Annotated in this window: 21 protein-coding genes and 1 pseudogene; 14 read left to right on the top strand and 8 right to left on the bottom strand. The window is 36.0% G+C overall.

From position 1 onward, the window contains the following. Window positions 1–10: 10 nt before the first annotated feature. Window positions 11–430, bottom strand: coding sequence for an acetyl-CoA carboxylase biotin carboxyl carrier protein (gene accB, locus D9K81_RS05450; protein ID WP_120374160.1), 420 nt, complete (start codon window positions 428–430; stop codon window positions 11–13). A 17-nt stretch (window positions 431–447) separates the two neighbouring features. Then, window positions 448–903: a type II 3-dehydroquinate dehydratase gene (gene aroQ / locus D9K81_RS05445; RefSeq protein ID WP_120374159.1), complete on the bottom strand. Its 456-nt coding sequence runs from the start codon at window positions 901–903 to the stop codon at window positions 448–450. 1247 nt (window positions 904–2150) lie between these two features. Between aroQ and D9K81_RS05440 the strand changes: the two genes are divergently transcribed. From D9K81_RS05440 to D9K81_RS05410, 7 genes and pseudogenes are all read left to right on the top strand, one after another. Then, window positions 2151–2630 (top strand): hypothetical protein, encoded by a 480-nt coding sequence (locus D9K81_RS05440; protein ID WP_147395913.1) that lies wholly within the window; start codon window positions 2151–2153, stop codon window positions 2628–2630. A gap of 293 nt (window positions 2631–2923) precedes the next feature. Continuing rightward, on the top strand, window positions 2924–3265 hold the full coding sequence (locus tag D9K81_RS05435) for an immunity protein Imm33 domain-containing protein (RefSeq protein WP_120374157.1): 342 nt from the start codon (window positions 2924–2926) through the stop codon (window positions 3263–3265). Further along, complete coding sequence (locus D9K81_RS05430) at window positions 3255–3644, top strand: hypothetical protein (protein WP_227602042.1); 390 nt, start codon at window positions 3255–3257, stop codon at window positions 3642–3644. The genes D9K81_RS05435 and D9K81_RS05430 overlap by 11 nt, the downstream gene beginning before the upstream one ends. A 1064-nt stretch (window positions 3645–4708) precedes the next feature. Next, window positions 4709–5128: a YeeE/YedE family protein gene (locus D9K81_RS05425; protein ID WP_120374156.1), complete on the top strand. Its 420-nt coding sequence runs from the start codon at window positions 4709–4711 to the stop codon at window positions 5126–5128. After that, window positions 5125–5540 (top strand): annotated as a pseudogene (locus D9K81_RS05420) (DUF6691 family protein). The gene D9K81_RS05425 and the pseudogene D9K81_RS05420 overlap by 4 nt, the downstream one beginning before the upstream one ends. A 4-nt stretch (window positions 5541–5544) precedes the next feature. After that, window positions 5545–6417, top strand: a complete 873-nt coding sequence (locus D9K81_RS05415; RefSeq protein ID WP_120374155.1) for an MBL fold metallo-hydrolase — start codon at window positions 5545–5547, stop codon at window positions 6415–6417. A 163-nt stretch (window positions 6418–6580) separates the two neighbouring features. Continuing rightward, complete coding sequence (locus D9K81_RS05410) at window positions 6581–7342, top strand: alpha/beta fold hydrolase (RefSeq protein ID WP_120374154.1); 762 nt, start codon at window positions 6581–6583, stop codon at window positions 7340–7342. A gap of 27 nt (window positions 7343–7369) precedes the next feature. Here D9K81_RS05410 and D9K81_RS05405 read toward each other — a convergent pair whose 3' ends face one another. From D9K81_RS05405 to tssH, 6 genes are all read right to left on the bottom strand, one after another. After that, complete coding sequence (locus D9K81_RS05405; protein WP_120374153.1) at window positions 7370–8350, bottom strand: M15 family metallopeptidase; 981 nt, start codon at window positions 8348–8350, stop codon at window positions 7370–7372. Beyond that, window positions 8347–9039 carry a hypothetical protein gene (locus tag D9K81_RS05400; RefSeq protein ID WP_120374152.1) on the bottom strand — a complete coding sequence of 231 codons (693 nt, stop codon included), beginning with the start codon at window positions 9037–9039 and terminating at the stop codon, window positions 8347–8349. Before D9K81_RS05400 ends, D9K81_RS05405 begins: the two co-directional genes overlap by 4 nt. A gap of 12 nt (window positions 9040–9051) precedes the next feature. Next, window positions 9052–9861, bottom strand: a complete 810-nt coding sequence (gene icmH, locus D9K81_RS05395; protein WP_120374151.1) for a type IVB secretion system protein IcmH/DotU — start codon at window positions 9859–9861, stop codon at window positions 9052–9054. A gap of 11 nt (window positions 9862–9872) precedes the next feature. Then, complete coding sequence (gene tssK / locus D9K81_RS05390) at window positions 9873–11237, bottom strand: type VI secretion system baseplate subunit TssK (protein WP_120374150.1); 1365 nt, start codon at window positions 11235–11237, stop codon at window positions 9873–9875. 5 nt (window positions 11238–11242) lie between these two features. Continuing rightward, entirely contained in the window at window positions 11243–12373 is a 1131-nt protein-coding gene (tssA, locus tag D9K81_RS05385; protein ID WP_120374149.1) for a type VI secretion system protein TssA, read from the bottom strand. 103 nt (window positions 12374–12476) lie between these two features. Continuing rightward, window positions 12477–15179, bottom strand: coding sequence for a type VI secretion system ATPase TssH (gene tssH / locus D9K81_RS05380; RefSeq protein ID WP_121523148.1), 2703 nt, complete (start codon window positions 15177–15179; stop codon window positions 12477–12479). A 423-nt stretch (window positions 15180–15602) separates the two neighbouring features. On the opposite strand from tssH, the gene D9K81_RS05375 reads away from it, so the two are divergent. From D9K81_RS05375 to tssG, 7 genes are all read left to right on the top strand, one after another. Further along, window positions 15603–16262: a hypothetical protein gene (locus D9K81_RS05375; RefSeq protein WP_120374147.1), complete on the top strand. Its 660-nt coding sequence runs from the start codon at window positions 15603–15605 to the stop codon at window positions 16260–16262. A gap of 19 nt (window positions 16263–16281) precedes the next feature. Then, a complete protein-coding gene (tssB, locus tag D9K81_RS05370; RefSeq protein ID WP_120374146.1) occupies window positions 16282–16785 on the top strand; it encodes a type VI secretion system contractile sheath small subunit in 504 nt (167 codons plus the stop codon). After that, on the top strand, window positions 16778–18259 hold the full coding sequence (gene tssC / locus D9K81_RS05365; protein WP_120374145.1) for a type VI secretion system contractile sheath large subunit: 1482 nt from the start codon (window positions 16778–16780) through the stop codon (window positions 18257–18259). Before tssB ends, tssC begins: the two co-directional genes overlap by 8 nt. 50 nt (window positions 18260–18309) lie before the next feature. Continuing rightward, window positions 18310–18813 (top strand): Hcp family type VI secretion system effector, encoded by a 504-nt coding sequence (locus D9K81_RS05360; RefSeq protein WP_120374144.1) that lies wholly within the window; start codon window positions 18310–18312, stop codon window positions 18811–18813. 82 nt (window positions 18814–18895) lie between these two features. Further along, window positions 18896–19372 carry a type VI secretion system baseplate subunit TssE gene (gene tssE, locus D9K81_RS05355; RefSeq protein ID WP_120374143.1) on the top strand — a complete coding sequence of 159 codons (477 nt, stop codon included), beginning with the start codon at window positions 18896–18898 and terminating at the stop codon, window positions 19370–19372. A gap of 11 nt (window positions 19373–19383) precedes the next feature. After that, the gene (gene tssF, locus D9K81_RS05350; protein WP_120374142.1) at window positions 19384–21192 is read left to right on the top strand and encodes a type VI secretion system baseplate subunit TssF; all 1809 of its coding nucleotides are present in this window, start codon (window positions 19384–19386) and stop codon (window positions 21190–21192) included. Further along, the gene (tssG, locus tag D9K81_RS05345) at window positions 21156–22145 is read left to right on the top strand and encodes a type VI secretion system baseplate subunit TssG (protein ID WP_120374141.1); all 990 of its coding nucleotides are present in this window, start codon (window positions 21156–21158) and stop codon (window positions 22143–22145) included. Before tssF ends, tssG begins: the two co-directional genes overlap by 37 nt. Window positions 22146–22147: the final 2 nt, after the last annotated feature.

Genomic DNA, 22147 nt, shown 5'->3' with positions numbered 1-22147 from the left:
CCCCGAGGTTTTAGGCGCGGTAGCGGAAAAGTGGTTGACCAAATTGAATCACTTCGCCATTTTTCACTAGAATTTCTTCAATCACACCGCTTTGAGTTGCCTCAATTGGGTTCATGATCTTCATTGCTTCAATAATACCGAGTGTTTCGCCAGCAGACACAGTTTGACCAACTTTTACAAATGGTGCTTCACCTGGGTTTGGAGCTGCATAGAACACACCGACCATTGGTGAAGTTTCAACAGCACCACGAGGTGATTTTGCTGCTGGTGTAGATGCTGCAGCAGGAGCAGGCATTGCCGGAACAGCTGCGGCTACAACTGGATTTCGGCGTGAAAGAGCGATAGATTGATCACCCTCTTTCACTTCGATTGCCTGTAAGTCAGATTCAATCATCAGGTCGATGAGTTTCTTGATTTTACGGATATCCATGAGACAGTATTCCTAAATTAAGATTGCAAAGTTGGTTGAATTTTTTCGATAGCAAAGTCAAGCGCTGACGCGTAGCCTTTTGCACCTAATCCGCAGATCACACCTACGGCTTTATCTGATAAATATGAGTGATGGCGGAAAGCTTCACGTGCATGTACATTAGATAAATGTACTTCGATGAATGGAATTGCTACGCCAAGAAGTGCATCACGCACCGCAACCGATGTATGTGTTAAGGCTGCTGGATTGATGATGATAAATTGAACGCCATCTTGTTGTGCTTGATGAATACGATCCACCACAGCACCTTCCCAATTGCTTTGGAAAGTTTGCAGATAAATAGAGGCTTTTTGTGCTTGTTCGGTGAGTTGCTGGTTTATATCCTCAAGTGTGAGGTGTCCATAAACTTCTGGTTCGCGCTTTCCTAGCAAATTAAGATTCGGTCCGTGAATGACCAAAATGGTCGAACTCATTCAGCATGCTCCAATTGAAAGATTGCAAAATTACTTTGCAAGATATCTGCAAAGTTTGCGTATTATGGCACATTTTTCCATATTTTATTTATAAATTCTTTGAATTGACATGAATCTAGTGTGCCAGATTTGGGCTATATAATGCGAATTTTGCGAACATTTGACAATGTTAAAAGATTACAAATTTTATAGTTATGTCTGTTTTTTACATTGTAAGCCGAATTGGCTAAAACTGTTATTATCATTTATGTAACGGATGTTTTACTGTTTAAAAATGTAAGGCAAAAAATAGTCCTACTTTAGATGATATTGGACATGCGCCGTATAGTGAATCTATAAAATCGAGTTGAATCGGTTGGTTGCCACACTCGTTGTTTCAAAATTTAAATGCATAATTAGACCAGTGTAGAGTCAAAATTAAACGTTTAAATTTTTCTGTACTTTTATGCTGAATTTTTTTTAATTTATATTCGATATTAAACATAAATTATGATTAAAAACAGTATTTTGGTTAATTACTCTAATTTTTCATCAGTTTGAAGATGAACTGAGTGGCATGGACCATTAAAAATCTTAATTTGATATGTTGCTTAAAAAATTGCTAAACAGTCATAGTGGATCAACTTCGGATGCATTAGGAGATACGGCACTTTTTAAAGATGAGCATAATTTTTCAATGGGCTCACAGATACATGGTGTGTATATAAAATCTAAAATATCTGGAGTGTATGTCAGATGAAAAGAAAGCTTTGAATTGACGGATTTGCTCAATATTGGTTATTAAATCCTCTTTGCATTCGGTTGGGTTTTAATCACAGGAATGGCAAAAGCATTGTTTATGATGTTGGTTTATGTGGCATTGATATCTAGAAGGTTATTTATATGAGATCTGTTTGCTCATCTTTAGAGCATCAATCATAAGGCTAGTTGGTGATATTGGTAAGCGCGCTAAGCTTTGGAGTGAATATGTGTATGCGATGAGGTGATAGATAAACTGATAACTTTGCTTCATGGGTTGAATAGCGGTTTAAAGGCAGTGTGTGAATTCCCAACATTAATAAAATTAGAACCTCGTCACGTGTATCACTGAATAGAACATACAGAATATTGTAGGGTGATACCTATTGAATAAGATCTTTTCAGATCATCATGTTGTGTTATGTTTAAAATATAAAATGATTATTGTTTATAATATGTAGTAATAAACACGATTATATTGTCTATTTAAATGTTATGAGGGTGAGCTGGTGAAGAAATACATTTTAAAAAGTCTTGGATTGACCATGGTACTTAGTGTTCTAGTTGCATGTCAGACTACGCCTGTACCTCAAAAGAGTGCTGCATTGGGTTTATTGATTTGTGAGCCAAATGAACTTTGCCCGATTGTTCAAGTGAGTTGGAATGAGCAAGCTTTAGATCATGTTGCGATTAAAGTGTCATTAGATAGCGTACAACAGGATTACGATATCCAAAAAATTACCTTTAGTAATGGCACTGAAGAGTTAAGTTTTGGTCCTACGGCGAAGACGACAAATAAAATGTTCTTTGGTCTGCACCGTTCTCAAAATAATTTTAGTATTCCTACGTCGCTTGTTCATACGTTGAAAGGAGATAATATTTCAATGTCTGTACATACGAATGAAGGGACTTTAGAGCGCTATATCTATAAATCTGGCCAAGAGTCTTTAATCTATCAGCAGCTTAAATCTATACGCGCTCAAAAATAAGCGAAACGATAGGTTTATATGTCTAACTTGATTCCAAGTGAGTCCGCTTGCTTGGATTTTTATTTTGATTTATCGATCGGTTGCTATTAGCTATATATAAGGCATCGTCGAAACGCATGTAATCAATCGTCAGTAGTAAGTCATAGGAGTAATTCAACGCGATTCAGTTGAGCATGACATAAAGATAAGAACCCTTGACCGAATGAAGCTAAATCTGACTTCACTTGATTGTATAAGCCCAATGAAAGCCTTAAACTGCGTGCATGATTAAATACCTAAATAGAGCTTTATAGATGGATGCCGATTTAATTGAAGAACAGCAGTTGGTCTGTGAAGAGTTTGGCTCGGCTTATCGCGCCGTAAAAGAAACAGATACGGTTGCTATAGCTTTACATACTTTAAATAAAGAGCCAGTGGTTGGTCTGCGTAAATTGCCAGACGATAATAATGTGTCGTGGTTTATCTATGGTGGTGAATTAGATGCTTCAGAAGACTTTTTTGAGCTGATTAGTGTAAAAGAATTAATGAAAGAGTTTCCAGAAGCACTTCCATATTTGGCTTTGGACACTGGTTACCGCTTTATGATCGATTCAGATGATTATGAAGATGTTTGGAAAGAAGGCGATGAAGCTTAAACGCTCCTATGCATTTGTGCTGACCTGTACTGTGTTGTCATTCATGCAGACAGTACAGGCTGAGCCACTCACACAGCAAACTTATGATGCACAGATGCAACATTATCTTGATGTGATCAAAGCAACCAAACCTATTTTAGATGATCCTAAATCAACAGCAGATGCTTCAGAAAAAAGTCAGTCTTTTTGTCAACGTATCGATGCATATCAACAAATTGTGAAATTGTCTGAAGAAAATAGTCAACTAGAGATGGCTTCAATCATGTATATGGCGGCTAAAAACTTTTTGGATCGTCAGCAACAGAGTTTAACCAAATCAGGTATGACCACTGGAGCGATGTGTAAACCCGTATCAGCTGTAACAATACCAGTGGAATAATCCTAGAACTGTCATTTATGGGTTGATATACTTCAAAATGGCATATAACGATACAAAAAAAGACAAAAGTGATAACTATTTAACATTATTATGTAACCTTAAGCTTAGACATAAATAATACTTCCCTGGTTATTTATGCTCTGGCTGAATAACATGATTGTCATGCTTGATGTTATTCGATTGGCCACTGAAAAGTGGCTTTTTTTATTATTAAGTGTGTGCGTTTTCATTCCTTCTTAAGAAACTGATTTTTTAAGCATTGAGTTAAGCTTTAAATTTATCTTCTTGTCTAATTGTCTTGATGGCTTAAAGCCAAAAGCAAATATTGACATGTATCACAAAGATTACACCTCATTCTTAGATTGCACATTTCTATTCGGACATGAAGCTATTTGAACTTCTGACTAGGTGACTTGGATTGATCGTTTAACTGCCCACATGTGCCACATTGTTCGTATAAACTATGCATATATATCTTTATAAGACCAAAACTGCTGTATTTACATAATTAACATGAGATCGTGGGTGGAAAACACTTGGTTATGAAGAATATATTAATAAAAATAGGCATGTGTTAGAAAATCCTCGGGGATATATCCCGTGAATTTTAATATTTATTAAGTTTTTATAATTAATTATTGTTTAAATTATCACTCATGCATACTTAAATGTTCGACACGACTGATTTGTGATAGATGTTTTGAAGTGCTTTTAGGACTGTTTCAAAATTTATCTTACAATAACTTCAGTCGTTCAATTATTTTGTTGAAAAGCTATTTTTCGCTTATATCAATGCAATCGTTGTGTAGGAGCTTAAGCATCTATAGTCATATCTAAAAATTAGAATAGCGCATTATTCTGGTATGGCGTCAGATAATTTCGTAGCCCTGGACTTGGTAAAATTCTTTATTTCTAATCAGTGATTTCTCATCTTCAAGCAGATTTTATTTATAGCGATAAAGATAAGTGTAGTGCGTAGAACCTAAAAGTTGAAAATAGGACTTGCATAAACAAAAAATAAACATATTATAAAAACATATAGTGTTTATTGGTTCATCATTCCTATGCATGATTTTGTTTTGGCTTTTTTAGGCGGTACGTTACTTGGAGTTTCTGTCGTTGGGTACTTATATATCAACGGTAAGATTGCAGGTATCAGTGGCATGATCGGCCAGTTGGTACATCCAGAAGGACTTTTCCAAAAACCTGCTTTTTGGTTTTTGCTGGGTATTATTGTCATTCCATTTATTTATGGTCTATTTGTACAACCTGAAATTGTGCTGAATGCCAGTGTGTGGCAATTGATTGTTGCAGGTCTCTTGGTCGGCTTTGGTACACGTCTGGGTTCTGGCTGTACAAGTGGTCACGGCATTTGTGGAATCAGTCGGCTTTCTAAACGTTCAATGCTTGCAACAGGCGTATTTATGTTAACAGGTGCGATGACGGTATTTGTTGTACGTCATGTTGTAGGAGCAGGAGCATGAAAAATATTTTTGCATTTCTGTTTGGTGGATTATTTTCTGTTGGACTAATGCTATCAGGCATGTCTAATCCAGAAAAAGTATTAGGTTTTTTGGATGTTGCAGGGCAGTGGGACCCAAGTCTTGCATTTGTAATGATAGGTGCAATTTTGATTGCATTTATTCCATTTCAATTGGCTGTGCGCCGTAATCAGCCTAAAACATTTTTTGGTGATGCCATTGATTTACCTCAAGCGACACAGATTGACGCCAAGCTTCTATTCGGTGCATCCATTTTTGGCATAGGCTGGGGCTTAACAGGCGTTTGTCCAGCACCTGCTTTACACTCATTGGCTTAGGATATACACAGATCTTATATTTCATTGTTTCAATGTTTATTGGTGTATTGGCACATAAAAAACTTATAGGACAATAAAAATATGACGATATCAGCTTGGGTCCAACATTTCTTTGATGAACAGACTAATACCTTTAGTTATGTGGTGACTGATCCAGAAACTAAAAAATGCGCCGTAATTGATAGTGTTTTAGATTATGACGCTGCATCTGCGACGACATCTACGCAAAGTGCAGACCACATTTTGGCATTTATTCAGCAAAATAGCCTAAGCGCAGAATGGATTCTAGAAACTCACGTGCATGCAGACCACTTAACAGCGTCCCAATATTTGAAAGAAAAGCTTGGGGGGAAAGTCGCAATGAGTCATCACATCAAAATTGTACAAGATACCTTTGCACAGATTTATCATTTAGATATGCATTCCTTGAATGCACAGCAAGAGTTTGACTATTTATTTCAAGATAATGAAACATTTAATATTGGGAATCTAAAGGCATATAACATTCCTACACCTGGCCATACACCAGCTTGTTTAAGCTATGTAATCGGCGACGCCGTATTTGTAGGCGATACCTTATTTATGCCAGATTATGGAACGGCACGTTGCGACTTTCCGAAGGGCAGTGCTTCCATTTTATTTGATTCAGTGCAACGCTTATATCAATTACCAGAACAGACACGAGTTTTTCTTTGTCATGATTATTTGCCAGAAAATCGCTCAAATTATCAGTGTGAAAGTAGTATTCAATCACAAAAGCTAACGAATATTCATATTAATTCCAGAACGCAGAAACAAGCGTTTATTGATATGCGTGAGCGCCGTGATGCGTCATTAAATATGCCTAAATTAATTTTACCTGCCATACAAGTAAATATGCGTGCAGGGAATTTCCCTGAACCTGAGAAAAATGGGATTCGATATTTAAAACTACCTTTGAATTATTTTAAATAGAAAGACGTTCAATTTGAACACAGGCTGATTATTTCAGCCTTTTATTTTTCACGGAGTCTAAAATAGCCTAAGCAAAAAAAAATAAAACTAATTTCACAATTGATTAAATTACAAATAGACCACATCATAAAGTTCATTCAAACGTTAAACCGAAAATAGCCCTATGATTCTAAATTTCGAGCAACATATAAACCCACAAACACAATCGACGACAATCGTTTTTATTCACGGTTTATTTGGTAGTTTAAGTAATCTGGGCATGTTGGCACGAGCTTATTTTGAAACACATCATGTTATGCAAATCGACGTCCGCAATCATGGTAAGTCAGAGCATTCTGAAGAAATGAATTATGCTGTGATGGCTCAAGATATTGTAGAAACACTAGACTCATTGAACATTGAAAAATTTAGTTTAGTTGGGCACTCTATGGGGGGCAAAATTGCGATGCATTTAGCTCAACAGCACCCCAATCGAATTGAGAAATTAGCTGTACTTGATATTGCACCTTTTGCCTATACTCAAAATCATCATGATCAAATTTTTAAAGCTTTAATTGCTGTTGAACAGGCCAATCTGTCCACACGTAGTGAAGTGATCGCATTGATGAAACAATATATTCAAGAAGATATGGTCATCCAATTTCTATTAAAATCATGGCATAAAGGGCAGTGGCTATTTAATGTAAATGCTTTAAATACACATTATGCAGATATTTTATCTTGGCCAATATCTACCCCCTTTACTGGCCCTACATTATTTTTAAAAGGTGAGAAATCACCTTATATTCAAAAAGATCAACATTTCGAAGCAATTCAGGCTCAATTTCCACATGCTGAAATTACAACAATTGCAGAAGCAGGACATTGGCTACATGCGGAGAAAACCACGGACGTACTCAATGCATTAGATAAATTTTTAAAATAAAATGCTGAATATTAATGTGAAGCCATTTTATGGATTCACATTAATATTTGAAGCCTGTAGTTGACCTTCAGAAGTCAGTTTTTCAGCCATTTCTCGAGTCTTTACCAGACCTGGCATACGGTATTCAGTATGGCCATAATCTTGTATAGATTTCCAGCGTCCACCCCAAGTTAATCCTACAGATTCAGCCACTTGGCCATAGAGCTGATATCCACGCATTGCCCAAGGGTCACGCTCTGAAATCACCACTTTACCATTTCGCTTAAATGCAATATCAGCAGCCAAGCCAAACTGATGATAACTTTGAAATCCTTTTGCACGGGTTGTATTAATATTTGTAGCTAAGTTATTTTGTCGTTCAGGGCTACGATAGCCTTCAAGTAAAACTATCTCATAACCATGTTGTTCACGCATGGTTTTTATCACCATCAATAACCGTTGTTTAAATCGTGGATTCATCTTATGCCATTTACGATCTGCTCCAGCTAAATCATTATGGCTATGCGCTTCAAATACGGCGTCATTTGTTAGCATTGTATTGCTTGGAGCGGTATTTGTGGCCTCAATCACTGAGCTATTCATACTCTCTAAGGCAAGGGCTTCAGCAATCGCATCTTGTACTAAGTTTTCTTCTACCTCTGGCGGTGCATTAAGCATTTCACCATTTAGCATTGCAAAAATTTGCGGATCCACTTTTTTTAAATAATCTGCTTCCATTTTCGATGCAGTGACAGGTTGAGTGAATGCAAATAATAAAATACTTGAAAATAGTACGGCGCCTGAGATCAATATCCACCACTGTTGCAAATGCCAATGTGATTGAATTTGATCAGGTGAAGCTGCCGAATTTAATTCATGAGCAAATTGTTTGGCATTTACCCAACGGTTTTTGCCTTTGGGGATTAATGATGCACAAAAATTCTGTATGATTTGCCTAAACTCATACGACAAAAGTAATGCCAAGACAAAGCTAAAAATTAAAAAACAGCTAAAAAGTAGAATAATCATGATTCAGCTTTTGGCTCTTTCGGTGTTTCCTTAATCGGAGCAATCGTTTTGGTGACAGTAACTTGTAATGAACCACGTGGAGATTCCGGTTCTGGTTCTTCAACAGCAACAGGTTTGGTCACTTTAGCTACGGCTTTAAGCGCTGGTGTGGTCTGGGGTGCTAGTTTTACTTGCGCTTGTAAAGATTGAGTGTGCGCAACATTTGGTTTCTTCGTTTTAATGGTATTCATCGCACTGTTTTTAGGCGTTACTTGAGCTAACTCAAAAGGATCCTGCGCCTGTGTAGCAGTGGGCGTTTTCGCAAGTTGTTGAGGCTTCGCTATTGTTGGATGCTTAAATGCATTTATAGGATCGACAGTCTGAACATCTGGCTCATCATTTTGGCCATGTTCAATTTGATCATGTGGATTCTGCGTATGATCAACCACATTTAATTCTTCACTATGTCCAGTTTGAGCTTGTGCTTCATTTGGTTCACTAAGTACGTGTTGCTGAACCTCCAATGGGTGCTCAGCCTGACGCATCATATTTTTATTTTCATTTGCCTGCATATTCATAAAGATGAATCCAGCAATAGAAATTACAGAAACCCCAGCTAAAAAGCCAATCACTGCTGTAATAAGAGGTGATAAAGATGTTTTTTTTGTCGATTGTAATATTCGAACATTATTTGATTTTTCGTTTGCCATTTTATTCTAGTCTTATGGTAAATGAATGGTGATATAAGCCTGTTCTGCTGGTGCACTAATGACATTTTGATATTTCGCCAAAGCAGTATCATTTTGTTTGCCCAACATATAATGTAAGCCTACAAAAGAAAGTACAGAAAATAAGACTAAAAAAATCAAAATCCAAAAGAATGGAAGCTCACGATGAATGATATGTTTGATTTGATCTGGTAAGTTTGCAAAAGGAGAAAATGCGACTTTTTTTCCTTTTAAATAATCAATTTCATCACCAATACGAGAAACCAGAAGATTCAGATGTTCTATGGATTCAAGACGATATTTACCATGAAATCCTAATAGCATGCAGTAATGATAAACTTCTAAAGCAGCTAGACGTTCTTTACCTTTAGCTCTAATTTCTTCTAATTTTTCAAAGAAACGATAACCTGCCAATTGCGAGCCAAACAAGCTAAGTTGTAGTGGATTGAGCATCCAGTTATTTTGTAAATCAAAAAAACGTCCATCTTGTTGCGTCACAATTGTTTCATCAATTAAGGCACAAAAAGCATATTTAGCATCTTGAATATCATCAGCATTAAACTGTAATTTACGTGCTTGATGATCAAAACGATTTAGTAAATCAATAATTTTTTGCTTAAAGCCTTCAGGGTCTGATGGTACATATTGGTTTTTTAATAAGAAGACAATGTAAAAACCATCATGTAATAAATCGACCATATTGGAAGAAGCAGTTTGTGCTTTGACTTCAGTTTGCGTTGGCATATATCCTGTTCCAATCGTGCCATCATCAAATAAAGAAGGTGCATTATTATTCATGTTCATTTTTCTATTTCTTATCCGTTCATTACTGCAATCAATTCAATTGAAATATCTTGGAAACCCGCAGGGATATAGACACAAATCGCTTCGGAATCCAACATGCGTTGATACAATTCGTTATTCGGTTCAATTTCAAAGTAGCTAACACCAGATCGAACAGGAATTGCCGTAGGGACTTGCATTAAATGTTGTAAAGTCACTGCAGGTAAGGCAGCCATCACACGTTGTTCTACATCTACAGTACTACCCACTTTAAAGCGAAGTGGAACATAAGAAATCAGATCATGCGTCGGCATCACACCACTCGAAACAGCCAAATAAAGGCGAGTGTCACGGGTGATTTTGTCCGACTCTAAACTTCCTATCCAATAAGAAGGGCGAGTTTCTTTTAAAACAATACTGATATAACGATTTGAAATAATCGTATCGAGTAAGTCCCTTAAAATTAAATCCAGTTGGCCAAAGCTTTCTTCTAGCTGAGTGTGCTTATATTCAGGTAAGTGTTCCACCTCATAAGCTGTTGAAAAGGTCAGCATAGAACCTGTTAAACGGAGTAATTCGAAATATAAGCGCTCTGGATGAATTAACGGATAACGCATTAAATGATTAAGGGTCGCATGTGCCGTATTTAAGGCATTGACCAACCAAAAAGAAACAATATCGCCAGATCGGAATTCAATCAGTTTTTGTTCATTTTCACGGTTATTGGCCTGAATAGTCTTAATTTTTGCTTTAATAACGTTGAGTGTTCTTTTAAGTCCAGACAATAAAGAATCAGATGCTGAGATGTGTAAAATTGCGGGAATAAATTTAGTATCTAAAATGAAATTGCCTGAACTTTGACGCTTTAAACGACCAATTTGAATATATAGATAACCATCCAAACTTTGCGCTGGCTCATGTGCATGTTCAAATAATTTTAACTCTGCACGACGCCTTAATAAGGTAATATCCGCCAGTGAAGCATCTGTAAATAAATCGTAGGCTTCACTCAAATGTGAATGATATCGACTGGACTGTGTATGTTGTTCAAAGCTTAAGTTTTTCTTATTGGCTTGTATAATGGGTAAGGCCAAATATACATGCATTTCATTTTTAAGGTTTAATTCATCTAGAAGCACAGGTTCAGGCAATAAGTCTTGTGTAGGTGCTTGATAAATTTCCCCATCTTGCCAAATCATCTCAATTTTATTTAAAGCTAAAATCTGGGTAGAAAGTTGTACTTCATCAAACTCTAACTGCTGTATACCATACGAAAATGACACAGTAGAACGTATAGTATGATTTAATCTTTGCTCATGATAAGCATCTTGCATTTGAAAATGTTGCGGTCTAAGGAATAAACCTTCGCCCCATAATACTTTTTCAGCTTTTAACATTTAGATTACCAATTATTATTTGCATCATTATTTTGTACGCCCAACATTTCTTGGACATTTTCTAAAGGATTTTCATTTTTAATGACTTGAGTCAGCCATTCATGTAATGGCATTTGACCCCATTTAATGGTTTTTAGTAGCATATAGCTGACTGGACTATGAGGCTCATTCACTTGAAAATAATCTGAGATTTCTTGTAATAAGCGCATGGCTTGATCACGATTTGCCAAATGACTGTTTTGTTGTGGCTGAAAAGTGGTTGTACGCTGTTCAACATGCATTTTGTTAGCCTGTTCTACATGATGGGTCGATACGCTTGTAGATGTATCTGTAGATATTGCTGTGGATGAAGTACTTGTGCTTTGCCCTGAAGATTGTAAAAAAGCATCGGCTTTATATATTTTCTTTAAGTTCAAATGAATACTCTCAATTTGCGAATCAATTCCAGCAAAGCTAGGCGCATCTAAACCCATCAGTTGATCCATCGTATTTTTGAGTGCTTGCCACTGCTTTAATACATCTAAAAAGGTTTGATAATTTTGATATTGAATACTTTTAGAGGTATTAAACAGCGCCTGATCAAATTGCTCGATCATATTGATGCTATTTTCTGGATCCTCGTCTTCAATATTTGCTTTACGTTTCTGATTTTGTTGGTGCAAAAATGATTCATAATCTGAAAGCGTGTAATACGGCGAAACATTCACAATCGGAATACTTTTAAATAATGTCGGTAAAAGATTAATAAGTCCTTGTAATAGCCCCAGGCGTTGATCCAAATCATCTTCTTCAATTTCTGGAAATAACTGCAACCAATACGCTTCTAAACTTTGTTGTGTGAGCGTAAGACTCTTATTTAAACCATCAAAACCATACAAATTTGCCCATGCTTCCATTAACCAAGTATAAAGGCGAATGTCCTTGGTTTTTTCAGTCAGCAATTCAATTACTTGAGACTGTACAAATGACCAATCTGCTTGTTTAGGTTCAGCCACCCAATCGCCTTGATCTAATAGTGGATCATCCTGCGTTTTCGCTTTTTTAATGGCATGAAATTCATTAGAAAATGAATAGTCTGTACCACAAGGCTGTTGTTCGCTAATGGGCTTTAATAGGGGTTCGAGTTCTACACTCATAATTCGCCTTTATTATTTCGATTCTACTTAAAATATTTTATGGTCTGGAGTGATTGAGACTGTGTTATCTCACTCCAATACAAACTTGATCAAAACCACTTATTTATTTAATATTTTCAATTTCTGAAGCTTTATCTTTTTTGGTTTTAGCTTTCTTAATGGTTTTAGACTCTGCAATAGGGTCAAGTAAATAAATGATTTCATCATTTTTGACATGAATTTCTATCTGCTTTGGAATGTTATTTTCACTCATGGCAACTAAAATTTGCGTTGCTAATGCAGGTAAAATTGTCGCATTTAAAATGTTATCTACATTACGCGCACCACTGTCTACTTCAGTACAGCGACTTAAAAGTAATTCGATTAACTCATCCGTGTAAGTGACTTTGGTTGCATATTGTTTTTCTAAGCGTGCCGTAATTTTGCCTAATTTATGATGAATAATACGAATCAGTAAATCATCAGACAATGGATAGTAGGGCACAATCCGCATACGACCTAAAAAAGCAGGTTTAAATTGTTTATATAAACTTGGTTTAAGTTGCTCAAGCAATTCTTCTGCCGTAGGCCATTCTTCTGTAGGTGCATTTAAACAGGCTTGCATAATCGTACTTGAGCCAGTATTTGAAGTTAATAATATGGTTGTGTTTTTAAAATCAATCACACGGCCTTCACCATCTTCAAGCGTACCTTTATCAAAAACTTGATAAAATAGTTCTTGAACATCCTTATGCGCTTTTTCAATTTCATCTAATAAAACAACCGCATAAGGATTACGGCGCACAGCTTCGGTTAGCACACCACCTTGACCGTAGCCGACATAACCAGGAGGTGCACCTTTTAAGGAAGATACGGTATGTGCTTCTTGGTCTTCCGACATATTAATTGTAATAAGGTGAGATTCACCGCCATACAGTTCATTGACTAAAGCCAAAGCTGTTTCGGTTTTACCTACACCGCTCGGGCCCACTAGCATAAATATGCCTTGTGGTTTATTTGGATCTTCAAGTTTAGCTCTAGATGTTTTAATACCTTGAATCAGTTGATGAAGGGCATAGTCTTGACCCATCACACGTTGCTCAAGTCTTTCTTCTAAGCTTAATATTTGCTTAATTTCATCATTGACCATTTTACCTACCGGTATGCCTGTCCAATCTGAAATAATTTCATTAATAATGTGTGCATTTACGCGTTCAAATACCAAGGGTTTTTGGCCTTGGCTCGTTTTAAGTTTTGCACGTAAAGATGCGAGTTCTTGTTGGTCAATTTCTTCAGTTAAAGCATTTTTTTCAAGTTGTTGAATCTGACGAACCCAATTTAATTCTTGCATCCACTGTGTTGTCACTTGCTCAATCTCAGATGCCAATTGCGACAAGTGATCTTTGAGCGCTTGTATACGTTCATGATGGATGGGAATACTCTTATGCTCATTTTCTAAAATGTTCAATTCAAGCTTTAAATTATGCTGTTGCGCTAGCAGTTGATCCAATTTAACAGGTTGAGCATTTTGAGTTAAAGCTACTCGTGCAGCAGCAGTATCTAAGACACTAATGGCTTTGTCTGGAAGTTGACGGCCTGTAATATAACGATGAGAAGCATGGACTGCGGTCATAATAGCTTCATCATCAATTTGTAAATTAAAATGTTGTGCCATTACAGGAATCATAGCACGCAACATATCAATCGCAACTTCTTCGGTCGGCTCTTCAACTTTCACCACTTGAAAACGACGGCTTAAAGCTGCATCTTTTTCGAAGTATTGTTTATATTCAGCCCAAGTTGTTGCAGCAATGGTACGTAACTCACCACGTGCTAAAGCAGGTTTTAGTAAATTTGCCGCATCATTTTGGCCAGCTTGGCCAGCTTGGCCACCTGCACCAATTAAAGTATGTGCTTCATCTATAAATAAAATAATCGGCTGTAAAGAAGCTTGAACTTCTTGAATTACCTGCTTTAAGCGATTTTCAAATTCACCTTTAACACTTGCGCCTGCTTGCAAAAGTCCCATATCCAATACATGTAATTGAACATTTTTTAAAGCATCTGGCACTTGATTATTGGCAATTTTTAAAGCTAAACCTTCAACAACGGCTGTTTTACCTACACCTGGTTCGCCCGTTAAAATAGGATTGTTTTGACGACGACGCATCAAAATATCGAGCATTAAGCGAATTTCAAATTCGCGCCCGATGACTGGATCAATGCCACCATTTTTAGCCTTCGTGGTCAGGTTAATGGTAAATTGATCTAGAGCAGGTGTTTTAGCTACTGATGAGATTGTAGATGTTGGATCTGTGTGCTCAGGATGAGTTTTTTCTGTACCAGCTTCGTTTTCAATACTTTCACTGCACATATCTAAAAATTTATGCTTCATGGTATCGATAGGGAAGCGTTCAAATAGATATGAAGCACGTATCGCAATTTGATATAAATCAGGTGCAGTCAGCAACGCAACTAATAAATGTCCACTACGAATGATTGGATTTTTCTCTGCAGATGCCAATAACCATGCTTGTTCTAATAAACGCATAATTGATTGTGCAAAAATTGGTGTGCGGGTATTGCCTTTTGGGAGTTGGTTTATACTCTCTTTGAGATCTTGGCTTATGCCATCACGATCAATTTTGTATTTTTCAGTTAAATAACAAATATCATTTTTAGTGTTTTGTTGCAGTAATTCTAGAAAAAAATGCTCAATTTCGATCTCATAATTTTGCTGTGATATACATGTATTCGCCGATTTTTCTAAACAAATACGCGTATGCGGTGACAATTTTGTAATTAAAATTTTTAAATTATTCATAATTTTCTCAATTATTAGACACCACTCAGTAGCTTAGAATTAAGCTTTTCTAAAGTGGTTTATTCTAAATATTTTTTAATATTTTGTTTTATATCAATTGTTTATGTAAAATTTTTAAAACTATGTAAGATATTCTACATATTTTTCTAAAAAAACAAAGTGCAATTTTCGTGCATCTTAAAGCTTAAATAGAAAAAAATTCAAGATAATCTGACAAAAAATGTTAATTATTTTCTATTTTTGTATTGACTTAATAACCTAGTATCTTGTTAGAATCGTCGGCATATTTTTATACAAGAATAACTGAGAAGCCTATTACAAGTAAATTGTGATAAATCTTACATAAATAATATTAAATAAATTAAAATTAATTTCAAATTAGAGGCTATTTTGAATAAGTATAATCTCATTTTAACGTTTGTCCTTATGGCAAGCTTAACGCAATTCAGCTTTGCAAAAGATCAAACGCAAGAAATCAGTAAATCTTGTTTGAAAGATTATTCTGTCGCTGTGGGTGATACTGACGCAGAGCTTATCAATTTTTATAACCAACTTTGTGATCGAAGCAATCGAAAAAATGATGCTTTAAAACAAGAAATTTCCTTAAAAATTGCAAAACGTTATCAAGTTTTAGGCTATAACTTAAAAGCATTAGAAGTGATTAATGTGTTACGCAGTCAAAATGTAACGTCTCGTGAATTAACCGATGTAACATTTTTGGCAGGTGTAAGTATTGCTCAAAATGCCCTCAATCAAATGCGCTCGACAGAACTGCGTTCTCTAAACGAGAGTAGCTATATACCAGCAAAGCAACTTGCAGAAACAATCCGTTTTGCTCAGCCTATGATTGAAAAGCCCGTTGAAGTAGAAGATGACAGTTTTAAAGCAAAAACGAATAAATCGACAAAATCTTCAATAAAGTCAAACACGCAATCCAAAAAAAATAAGAGCACAGTATCTTCAGAAAAGTCAGCAAAATCAAAAGCTGGCGCTAAAAACACTGCAACAGTAAAAAAAGAGCAAGCTGTTATTAAATCTGCACCTACTCATTCTGGATCTTCACCATTTGCGTCATTAAATAAATAAAAAAATAGGAAATATGATTATGTCTAAACGTGAAAGTGTTCAAAAAAAATTACAACGTATACGTCCGCCACGTGTACAGCTGACTTACGATGTAGAAGTAGGTGATGGTAAAGAAATTAAAGAATTGCCATTTGTGGTCGGTGTTTTGGGTGATTTCTCTGCAGCATCAGAAGTAGAAAAGACCAAACTTAAAGATAAGAAATTCATTAATGTGGATTTAGATAATATTGACGAAGTGATGGGTTCATTGGCGCCTCGTGCAAGTTTTCAAGTTGAAAATACATTGACTGAAGACGGTGGAAAAATAGGTGTGGATTTAACCTTTACTAGCATGGCAGATTTTACACCAGAGCAGGTTGTACAAAATGTAGATCCATTACGCAAGCTTGTAGAAGCGCGCGAACGTCTAACTGATTTACGTAATAAAATTTCAAATAATGAACGACTTGAAGATTTATTGGATCAGGTTTTACAAAATACAGATCAAGTACGTAAGTTAAGTGCAGAGGTTGAAGGTGAATAATTTTAATACCGCTACAGCTTCAGTTGCTGAAGTTAAAAATTACTCTTTACTGGATTCTATTGTAGAGCAAAGCCGTATTGCACGTAACGATCAAGAGCACGATCGAGCAAAAAGCTTGATTGGTGAACTGGCAAAAGAAGTGATGGCAGGTACGATTACAGTATCTGAAAATATGTCACTTTCAATTGATAAACGCATTGCAGAAATTGATGCCTTAATTTCAGAACAATTAAGCAAAATTATGCACCATGAAGAGTTTCAAAAAATTGAATCGACATGGCGTGGTTTATATTATTTTTGCCAAGAAACACCATCGAACTCTTTAATTAAAATTCGTATGTTAAATACAACGAAAAAAGAATTAGTGAAAGATTTCCAAGGCGCAACTGATTTCGATCAAAGTACTCTATTCAAAAAAATCTATGAAGAAGAGTATGGTTCTTTTGGTGGAGCGCCTTATGCAACAATTATTGGTGACTTTGAATTTGATCGTACACCTTCTGATATGTACTTATTGGAACAGATCTCACATGTGGCCGCCGCTGCTCATGCACCATTTATTTCAGCAACGTCTTCTGACATGTTTGGTCTAGAATCATTTACGGATATTGACCGTCCGCGTGATGTTGCAAAAATCTTTGAAACAGCAGAATACGTACAATGGCGTTCATTCCGTGAAAGTGATGATGCGCGATATGTTGCTTTAACTATGCCTCGTGTTTTAGGGCGTTTACCATATCACCCTAAAGAAGGTACAGCAACTGAAGGCTTTAACTACGTTGAAGAAGTTTCTGGTGAAAACCACAATGAATACTTATGGATGAATGCAGCTTATGCATTTGGTACACGGTTAACCAATGCTTTTGATCAGCATGGTTGGTGTGCTGCAATTCGTGGTGTTGAAGGTGGTGGCTTGGTTGAAGGGTTGCCAGTTCATACCTTTAAAACCAATGATGGTGAAGTTGTATTTAAGTGCCCAACCGAAATTGCAATTACAGATCGTCGTGAAAAAGAATTAAGTGATCTTGGTTTTATTCCATTAGTTCATTGTAAAAACTCGGATTATGCTGCATTTTTTGGTGCGCAATCCACGCAAAAACCAAAGAAATATGACAGTGATACGGCGAATGCAAATTCAGCATTATCAAGTCAAATACAATACATTATGGCTGTATCACGCATCGCACATTATTTAAAAGCAATGATGCGTGACAAAGTGGGTAGTTTTGCATCTGCAGGTAATGTAGAAGCTTTTTTAAACAGTTGGCTCTCACAATATGTGTTATTGGATGATGGCGCTTCGCAAGAAGCAAAAGCACAATATCCATTGCGTGAAGCCTCTGTAAAAGTTGTAGAAAACCCAGCTGAACCGGGTCACTACAAATCTGTGGTCTTTTTAAGACCGCATTTTCAGTTGGACGAGTTGTCGGTTTCTTTGCGACTCGTTACTGAGCTACCTCAGTCTTCAAATTAATTTTTTGAGGCAACATTATAATAACTTTAAATAAATAGGAAAAATTAATAATGAAAGATATATACGTACAGTTTCGTGGCAAATACAAAATTGATGGCGAGTCGCGTGACACTGAACATAAGGACTGGCTAGAAGTCAATTCATGGTCACACAATATCCGTCAACCTAAATCAGCAACATCTTCAAGTGTTGGTGGCCATACAGCTGAACGTGTAGAACATTCAGACATGATTTTTATAAAAGACTTAGATGCAACGAGTCCAAAATTATGGGAAGCATGTTCAGCGGGTTATACGTTTGATGAGGTTCAAATCGATTTCTATCGTGCGAATGGCGACAAACGTATTAAATATCTTCAAATTAAATTGAAACATGTTTTAGTTTCAAGCGTTACACCAAACGTGAATGATGAAGGTGTTCCACACGAAGCATTTGGCTTGAAATATGCTGCTGTTGAGTGGACATACAACCAACAAGATATTAACGGTACACAAAAAGGTGCTGTTACTAAGAAGTGGTCATTGTCTAATAATACTGCGTCATACGCTGCATAATAATAATTCAAAAAATAGGGGTTGGCGTCAGCTAGCCTCTATTATTTTGCAGTTCCATACCTTGCCATTAAATAAGAATGAAATGAATCTAGATCAACTTTATCCATTTGGATTTCGTACAACATTGTTCGATCGTATGTTGCCTAATGATCAGCAAGTACAGCGTGGCTTATCATTGAGTGAATTACGTGAATCTGTCGCATCTGATTTAGAAGACTTATTAAACAGCCGAGTGGCAAATTTTGGTGATTTAATTGAAGATTTTCCATTGGCGAAAAAGTCAATTTTGCAATTTGGCATTATTGATTTTGTTGGACTATCGACGGCTAATCCCAGTGATTGTGACAAGATTTGCCAATCTATAGAAACGTCTATTGCTGCACATGAACCACGTTTAACGCAAATCAAAGTTGAGATGCTTATGGAAGGCAATAACATGGGTGCACTTTGCTTAAGTATCCAAGCCTATTTAAATATTCATCCTTTATATGAGCCAGTTATGTTTGATGCATTATTAAAACCGACCACACAACAATATGTTATTTCTTCTAAAAGCTAAGTGAGTTATCCGTGATTGAAGAGCTACTCCCATATTATGAAAAACAATTACAGGAATTTGCACAGCAATCGCGTGATTTTTCAAATAAATATCCAAAAATTGCACAGCGTTTATCTTTAAACCAAGAACAGATTGATGATCCGCATATTGAACGTTTAATCCAAGCTTTCTCTTTGGTTGCTGCACGCATTGATAAAAAATTAGATGATAGTTATGAAGTATTTACACGTTCTATTTATGAGGTCATGTTTCCTCAATACTTAAAGCCATTTCCAGCTAGCTCTGTGGTGTCATTTGAAGATATTAATAAAATAAAAACACTGACTGAATTACATGTTATTCCTCGATCGACGATTTTGAAGGCCAAAAGTATTCGTGGTGTGCAATGTGAATATTCAACGGCCTACGATACGACGATCATGCCAATTGCCTTGCAAAATGTTTACTTTAAGACCCATCCAACAGCACAAATGCATGTTAATCATAATGCAACTTTAAGCTTTGTATTTAATATTTTTAATCAAAGTCATCGTTTGCTGGCACAACAAAAGCTCCCTATATATTTAGATGCTATTTCACATTTTCCACTGCAAGTGCTAGATCATATTTTTGGAAAAGGCACGCATTTTAGTATTAAAGCAGGACATCAAACTTATGCGATTGATAACCCATTTCACTTAATGGGATTCGAAGAATCTGAAGGGATTTTGCCTGTAGATCAGCATACGCATCATGCTTATCGTTTGTTAATGGAATATTTTTGTTTTCCAGAAAAATTTAATTTTTTAAAACTCGATTTAAGTAGTATTTCTAAATTAGCCTTAGAGCATTCGAACTTTGAATTACAAGTTCATTTTAAACTCAATTTAAATGACCAAGCCTCAATACGTAATTATTCTGAATTAAGTACGGCTAACTTTAAATTATTTGCGACACCAATGATTAATTTATTTAAAAAACAGGCAGAGCCACAAAAAATTAATCACAAACGTATGGACTATCCTTTAGTGACGGATGTGCATCATCCTGAATATTTTCAGGTTTATTCAGTTTTAAAAATGGATATGGTGCGTGAAAAAAGTGCTCAAGATGAAATGATCCATCCTATTTTACCTTTCTTTGCGATGAGCCATTATCACCATGATCAGGTTAAGTTTTTTTATAGTTTAAAAACTGAGGGATTAAATAATAAATCGCAAGAAATGAGTTATAGCATTATTTCAAAATCGCTTGATCCTGCAAGCACAAAGTCTGACTTTATTAGTACTGAACTGTTATGTACCAATCGCGACTTGCCTTATGAGAGCTATAACAAAGATCAAAATATATTAACTTTAAATGATAGTAGCCTAGCGCGACATGCACTAATGTTGAAACGTCCAACGCAACCTTTTTATTTTGAGCAGAATAAACAAGAACAATGGCGCATTATTTCTCAGCTTTCTTTAAATAATATGTCCTTAATGAAAGGGAATTCAGTTGCATATATTAAAGAACTTTTGGAGTTATACAATCTTCCAAAGAGTAAAGAAAATCAGCTCATTATTGATGCTATTAAAGAAATAGACTTTTCACTTGCGCAAAAATTAGTGAACAGCAGACCATTCCCGCTATTTGTACGTGGCGTCAAAGTAAAAATTAGCTTGGATTTAGAGGTTTTTCGTGGTTTTAGCGCTTATATCTTTAGTCAGTTGTTAAGTCGAGTTTTTAATTTAAGAGTGAATTTGAATAGCTTTGTTGATGTTGAAATTTATGATGTACAAACCCAACAGGAGATATACCAATGCGTGCAGAACGTTGGTGGCAAAATGCTTCTGTAATACAGGGATTATTTGAGCAACCTCAAAGTTATGATTTTATTCAGGCGGTACGTCTGCTTAGACATGCGCCTGTTAAAGCTCAACAACACTGGTCTTATGACTTTAATTTTCAAAGCTCTCTCAATTTAAATTTTCCATTAACTGAAATTGAAAGTTTGAAGCTGGATGATGAAAAAGTTTATTTAACCAATTTAGTGGTTGGCCTCACGGGAATGCAAGGGGCACTACCTTATAGCTATACCAGCAAAATCAAGCTAAGCGGACGGCATCAGCGTGATGAAACATTGGGTTTTTTATCGTTGTTTAATCATAAGTTAACTACACAATATGTTGATGCAAGTATTAATTATCAGCTTCCAATTCGTTATGAAGTTGAAGATGAAAATAGTTATTTAAATATTATTCATGCTTTAGCGGGCTATGTAAGTGAGCAACATGCTCAACCAGATTTAGATGATTATTTTGCTGAGTTTTCGGGGTTAATGCAGGGACAAAATAACAATGCCCATGCCTTAAAAACAATGTTAGGTTGTATATTTAATCAAGATTTTGATATTACGGAATTTATTCCAGAAAAATTTAATTTAGCAACTGATCAGCAAACATGCTTGGGTGGCGAGCATGCGTATATGCTCGGCGTTAATACGTTTTGTGGCAGTACGGTTCGTCAAATTGATGAAAAAATTGAAATTGTGATCGGGCCATTAGCACGTGATGACTATTTGAGTTTTTTACCGCATCACGCGCAAAGCATAAAACTCAAAAAAATTATACAAACATGGTGTACACCTACATTAACTGTGGATGTACGGCTTATTTTAAAAAAACAAGATATTCAGCCTTTGTGTCTGAGTTCAAATTTCGATTGTGGTTTGTCTCAGGGGGCTTTTCTAATGCCAATACAGCAGCAAGATAATGCTGAAACCTGTTATGCATTAATTGGTGGACAATAACA

It is taken from the genome of Acinetobacter chengduensis, assembly GCF_003664645.1.
Lineage (GTDB): Bacteria > Pseudomonadota > Gammaproteobacteria > Pseudomonadales > Moraxellaceae > Acinetobacter > Acinetobacter chengduensis.
Note: the sequence above shows the minus strand (reverse complement) of the source record. Positions and strands in the feature narration are given on the sequence as shown.

Coding starts and splice junctions, on each gene's coding strand:
- D9K81_RS05400 (WP_120374152.1), bottom strand. CDS start 9,039: ATGGCAAACGAAAAATCAAATAATGTTCGAATATTACAATCGACAAAA.
- tssG (WP_120374141.1), top strand. CDS start 21,156: ATGCGTGCAGAACGTTGGTGGCAAAATGCTTCTGTAATACAGGGATTA.
- D9K81_RS05410 (WP_120374154.1), top strand. CDS start 6,581: ATGATTCTAAATTTCGAGCAACATATAAACCCACAAACACAATCGACG.
- tssA (WP_120374149.1), bottom strand. CDS start 12,373: ATGAGTGTAGAACTCGAACCCCTATTAAAGCCCATTAGCGAACAACAG.
- tssK (WP_120374150.1), bottom strand. CDS start 11,237: ATGTTAAAAGCTGAAAAAGTATTATGGGGCGAAGGTTTATTCCTTAGA.
- D9K81_RS05375 (WP_120374147.1), top strand. CDS start 15,603: ATGGCAAGCTTAACGCAATTCAGCTTTGCAAAAGATCAAACGCAAGAA.
- D9K81_RS05360 (WP_120374144.1), top strand. CDS start 18,310: ATGAAAGATATATACGTACAGTTTCGTGGCAAATACAAAATTGATGGC.
- D9K81_RS05430 (WP_227602042.1), top strand. CDS start 3,255: ATGAAGCTTAAACGCTCCTATGCATTTGTGCTGACCTGTACTGTGTTG.
- tssB (WP_120374146.1), top strand. CDS start 16,282: ATGTCTAAACGTGAAAGTGTTCAAAAAAAATTACAACGTATACGTCCG.
- accB (WP_120374160.1), bottom strand. CDS start 430: ATGGATATCCGTAAAATCAAGAAACTCATCGACCTGATGATTGAATCT.
- D9K81_RS05425 (WP_120374156.1), top strand. CDS start 4,709: ATGCATGATTTTGTTTTGGCTTTTTTAGGCGGTACGTTACTTGGAGTT.
- D9K81_RS05405 (WP_120374153.1), bottom strand. CDS start 8,350: ATGATTATTCTACTTTTTAGCTGTTTTTTAATTTTTAGCTTTGTCTTG.
- tssE (WP_120374143.1), top strand. CDS start 18,896: ATGAATCTAGATCAACTTTATCCATTTGGATTTCGTACAACATTGTTC.
- D9K81_RS05415 (WP_120374155.1), top strand. CDS start 5,545: ATGACGATATCAGCTTGGGTCCAACATTTCTTTGATGAACAGACTAAT.
- D9K81_RS05435 (WP_120374157.1), top strand. CDS start 2,924: ATGGATGCCGATTTAATTGAAGAACAGCAGTTGGTCTGTGAAGAGTTT.
- icmH (WP_120374151.1), bottom strand. CDS start 9,861: ATGAACATGAATAATAATGCACCTTCTTTATTTGATGATGGCACGATT.
- aroQ (WP_120374159.1), bottom strand. CDS start 903: ATGAGTTCGACCATTTTGGTCATTCACGGACCGAATCTTAATTTGCTA.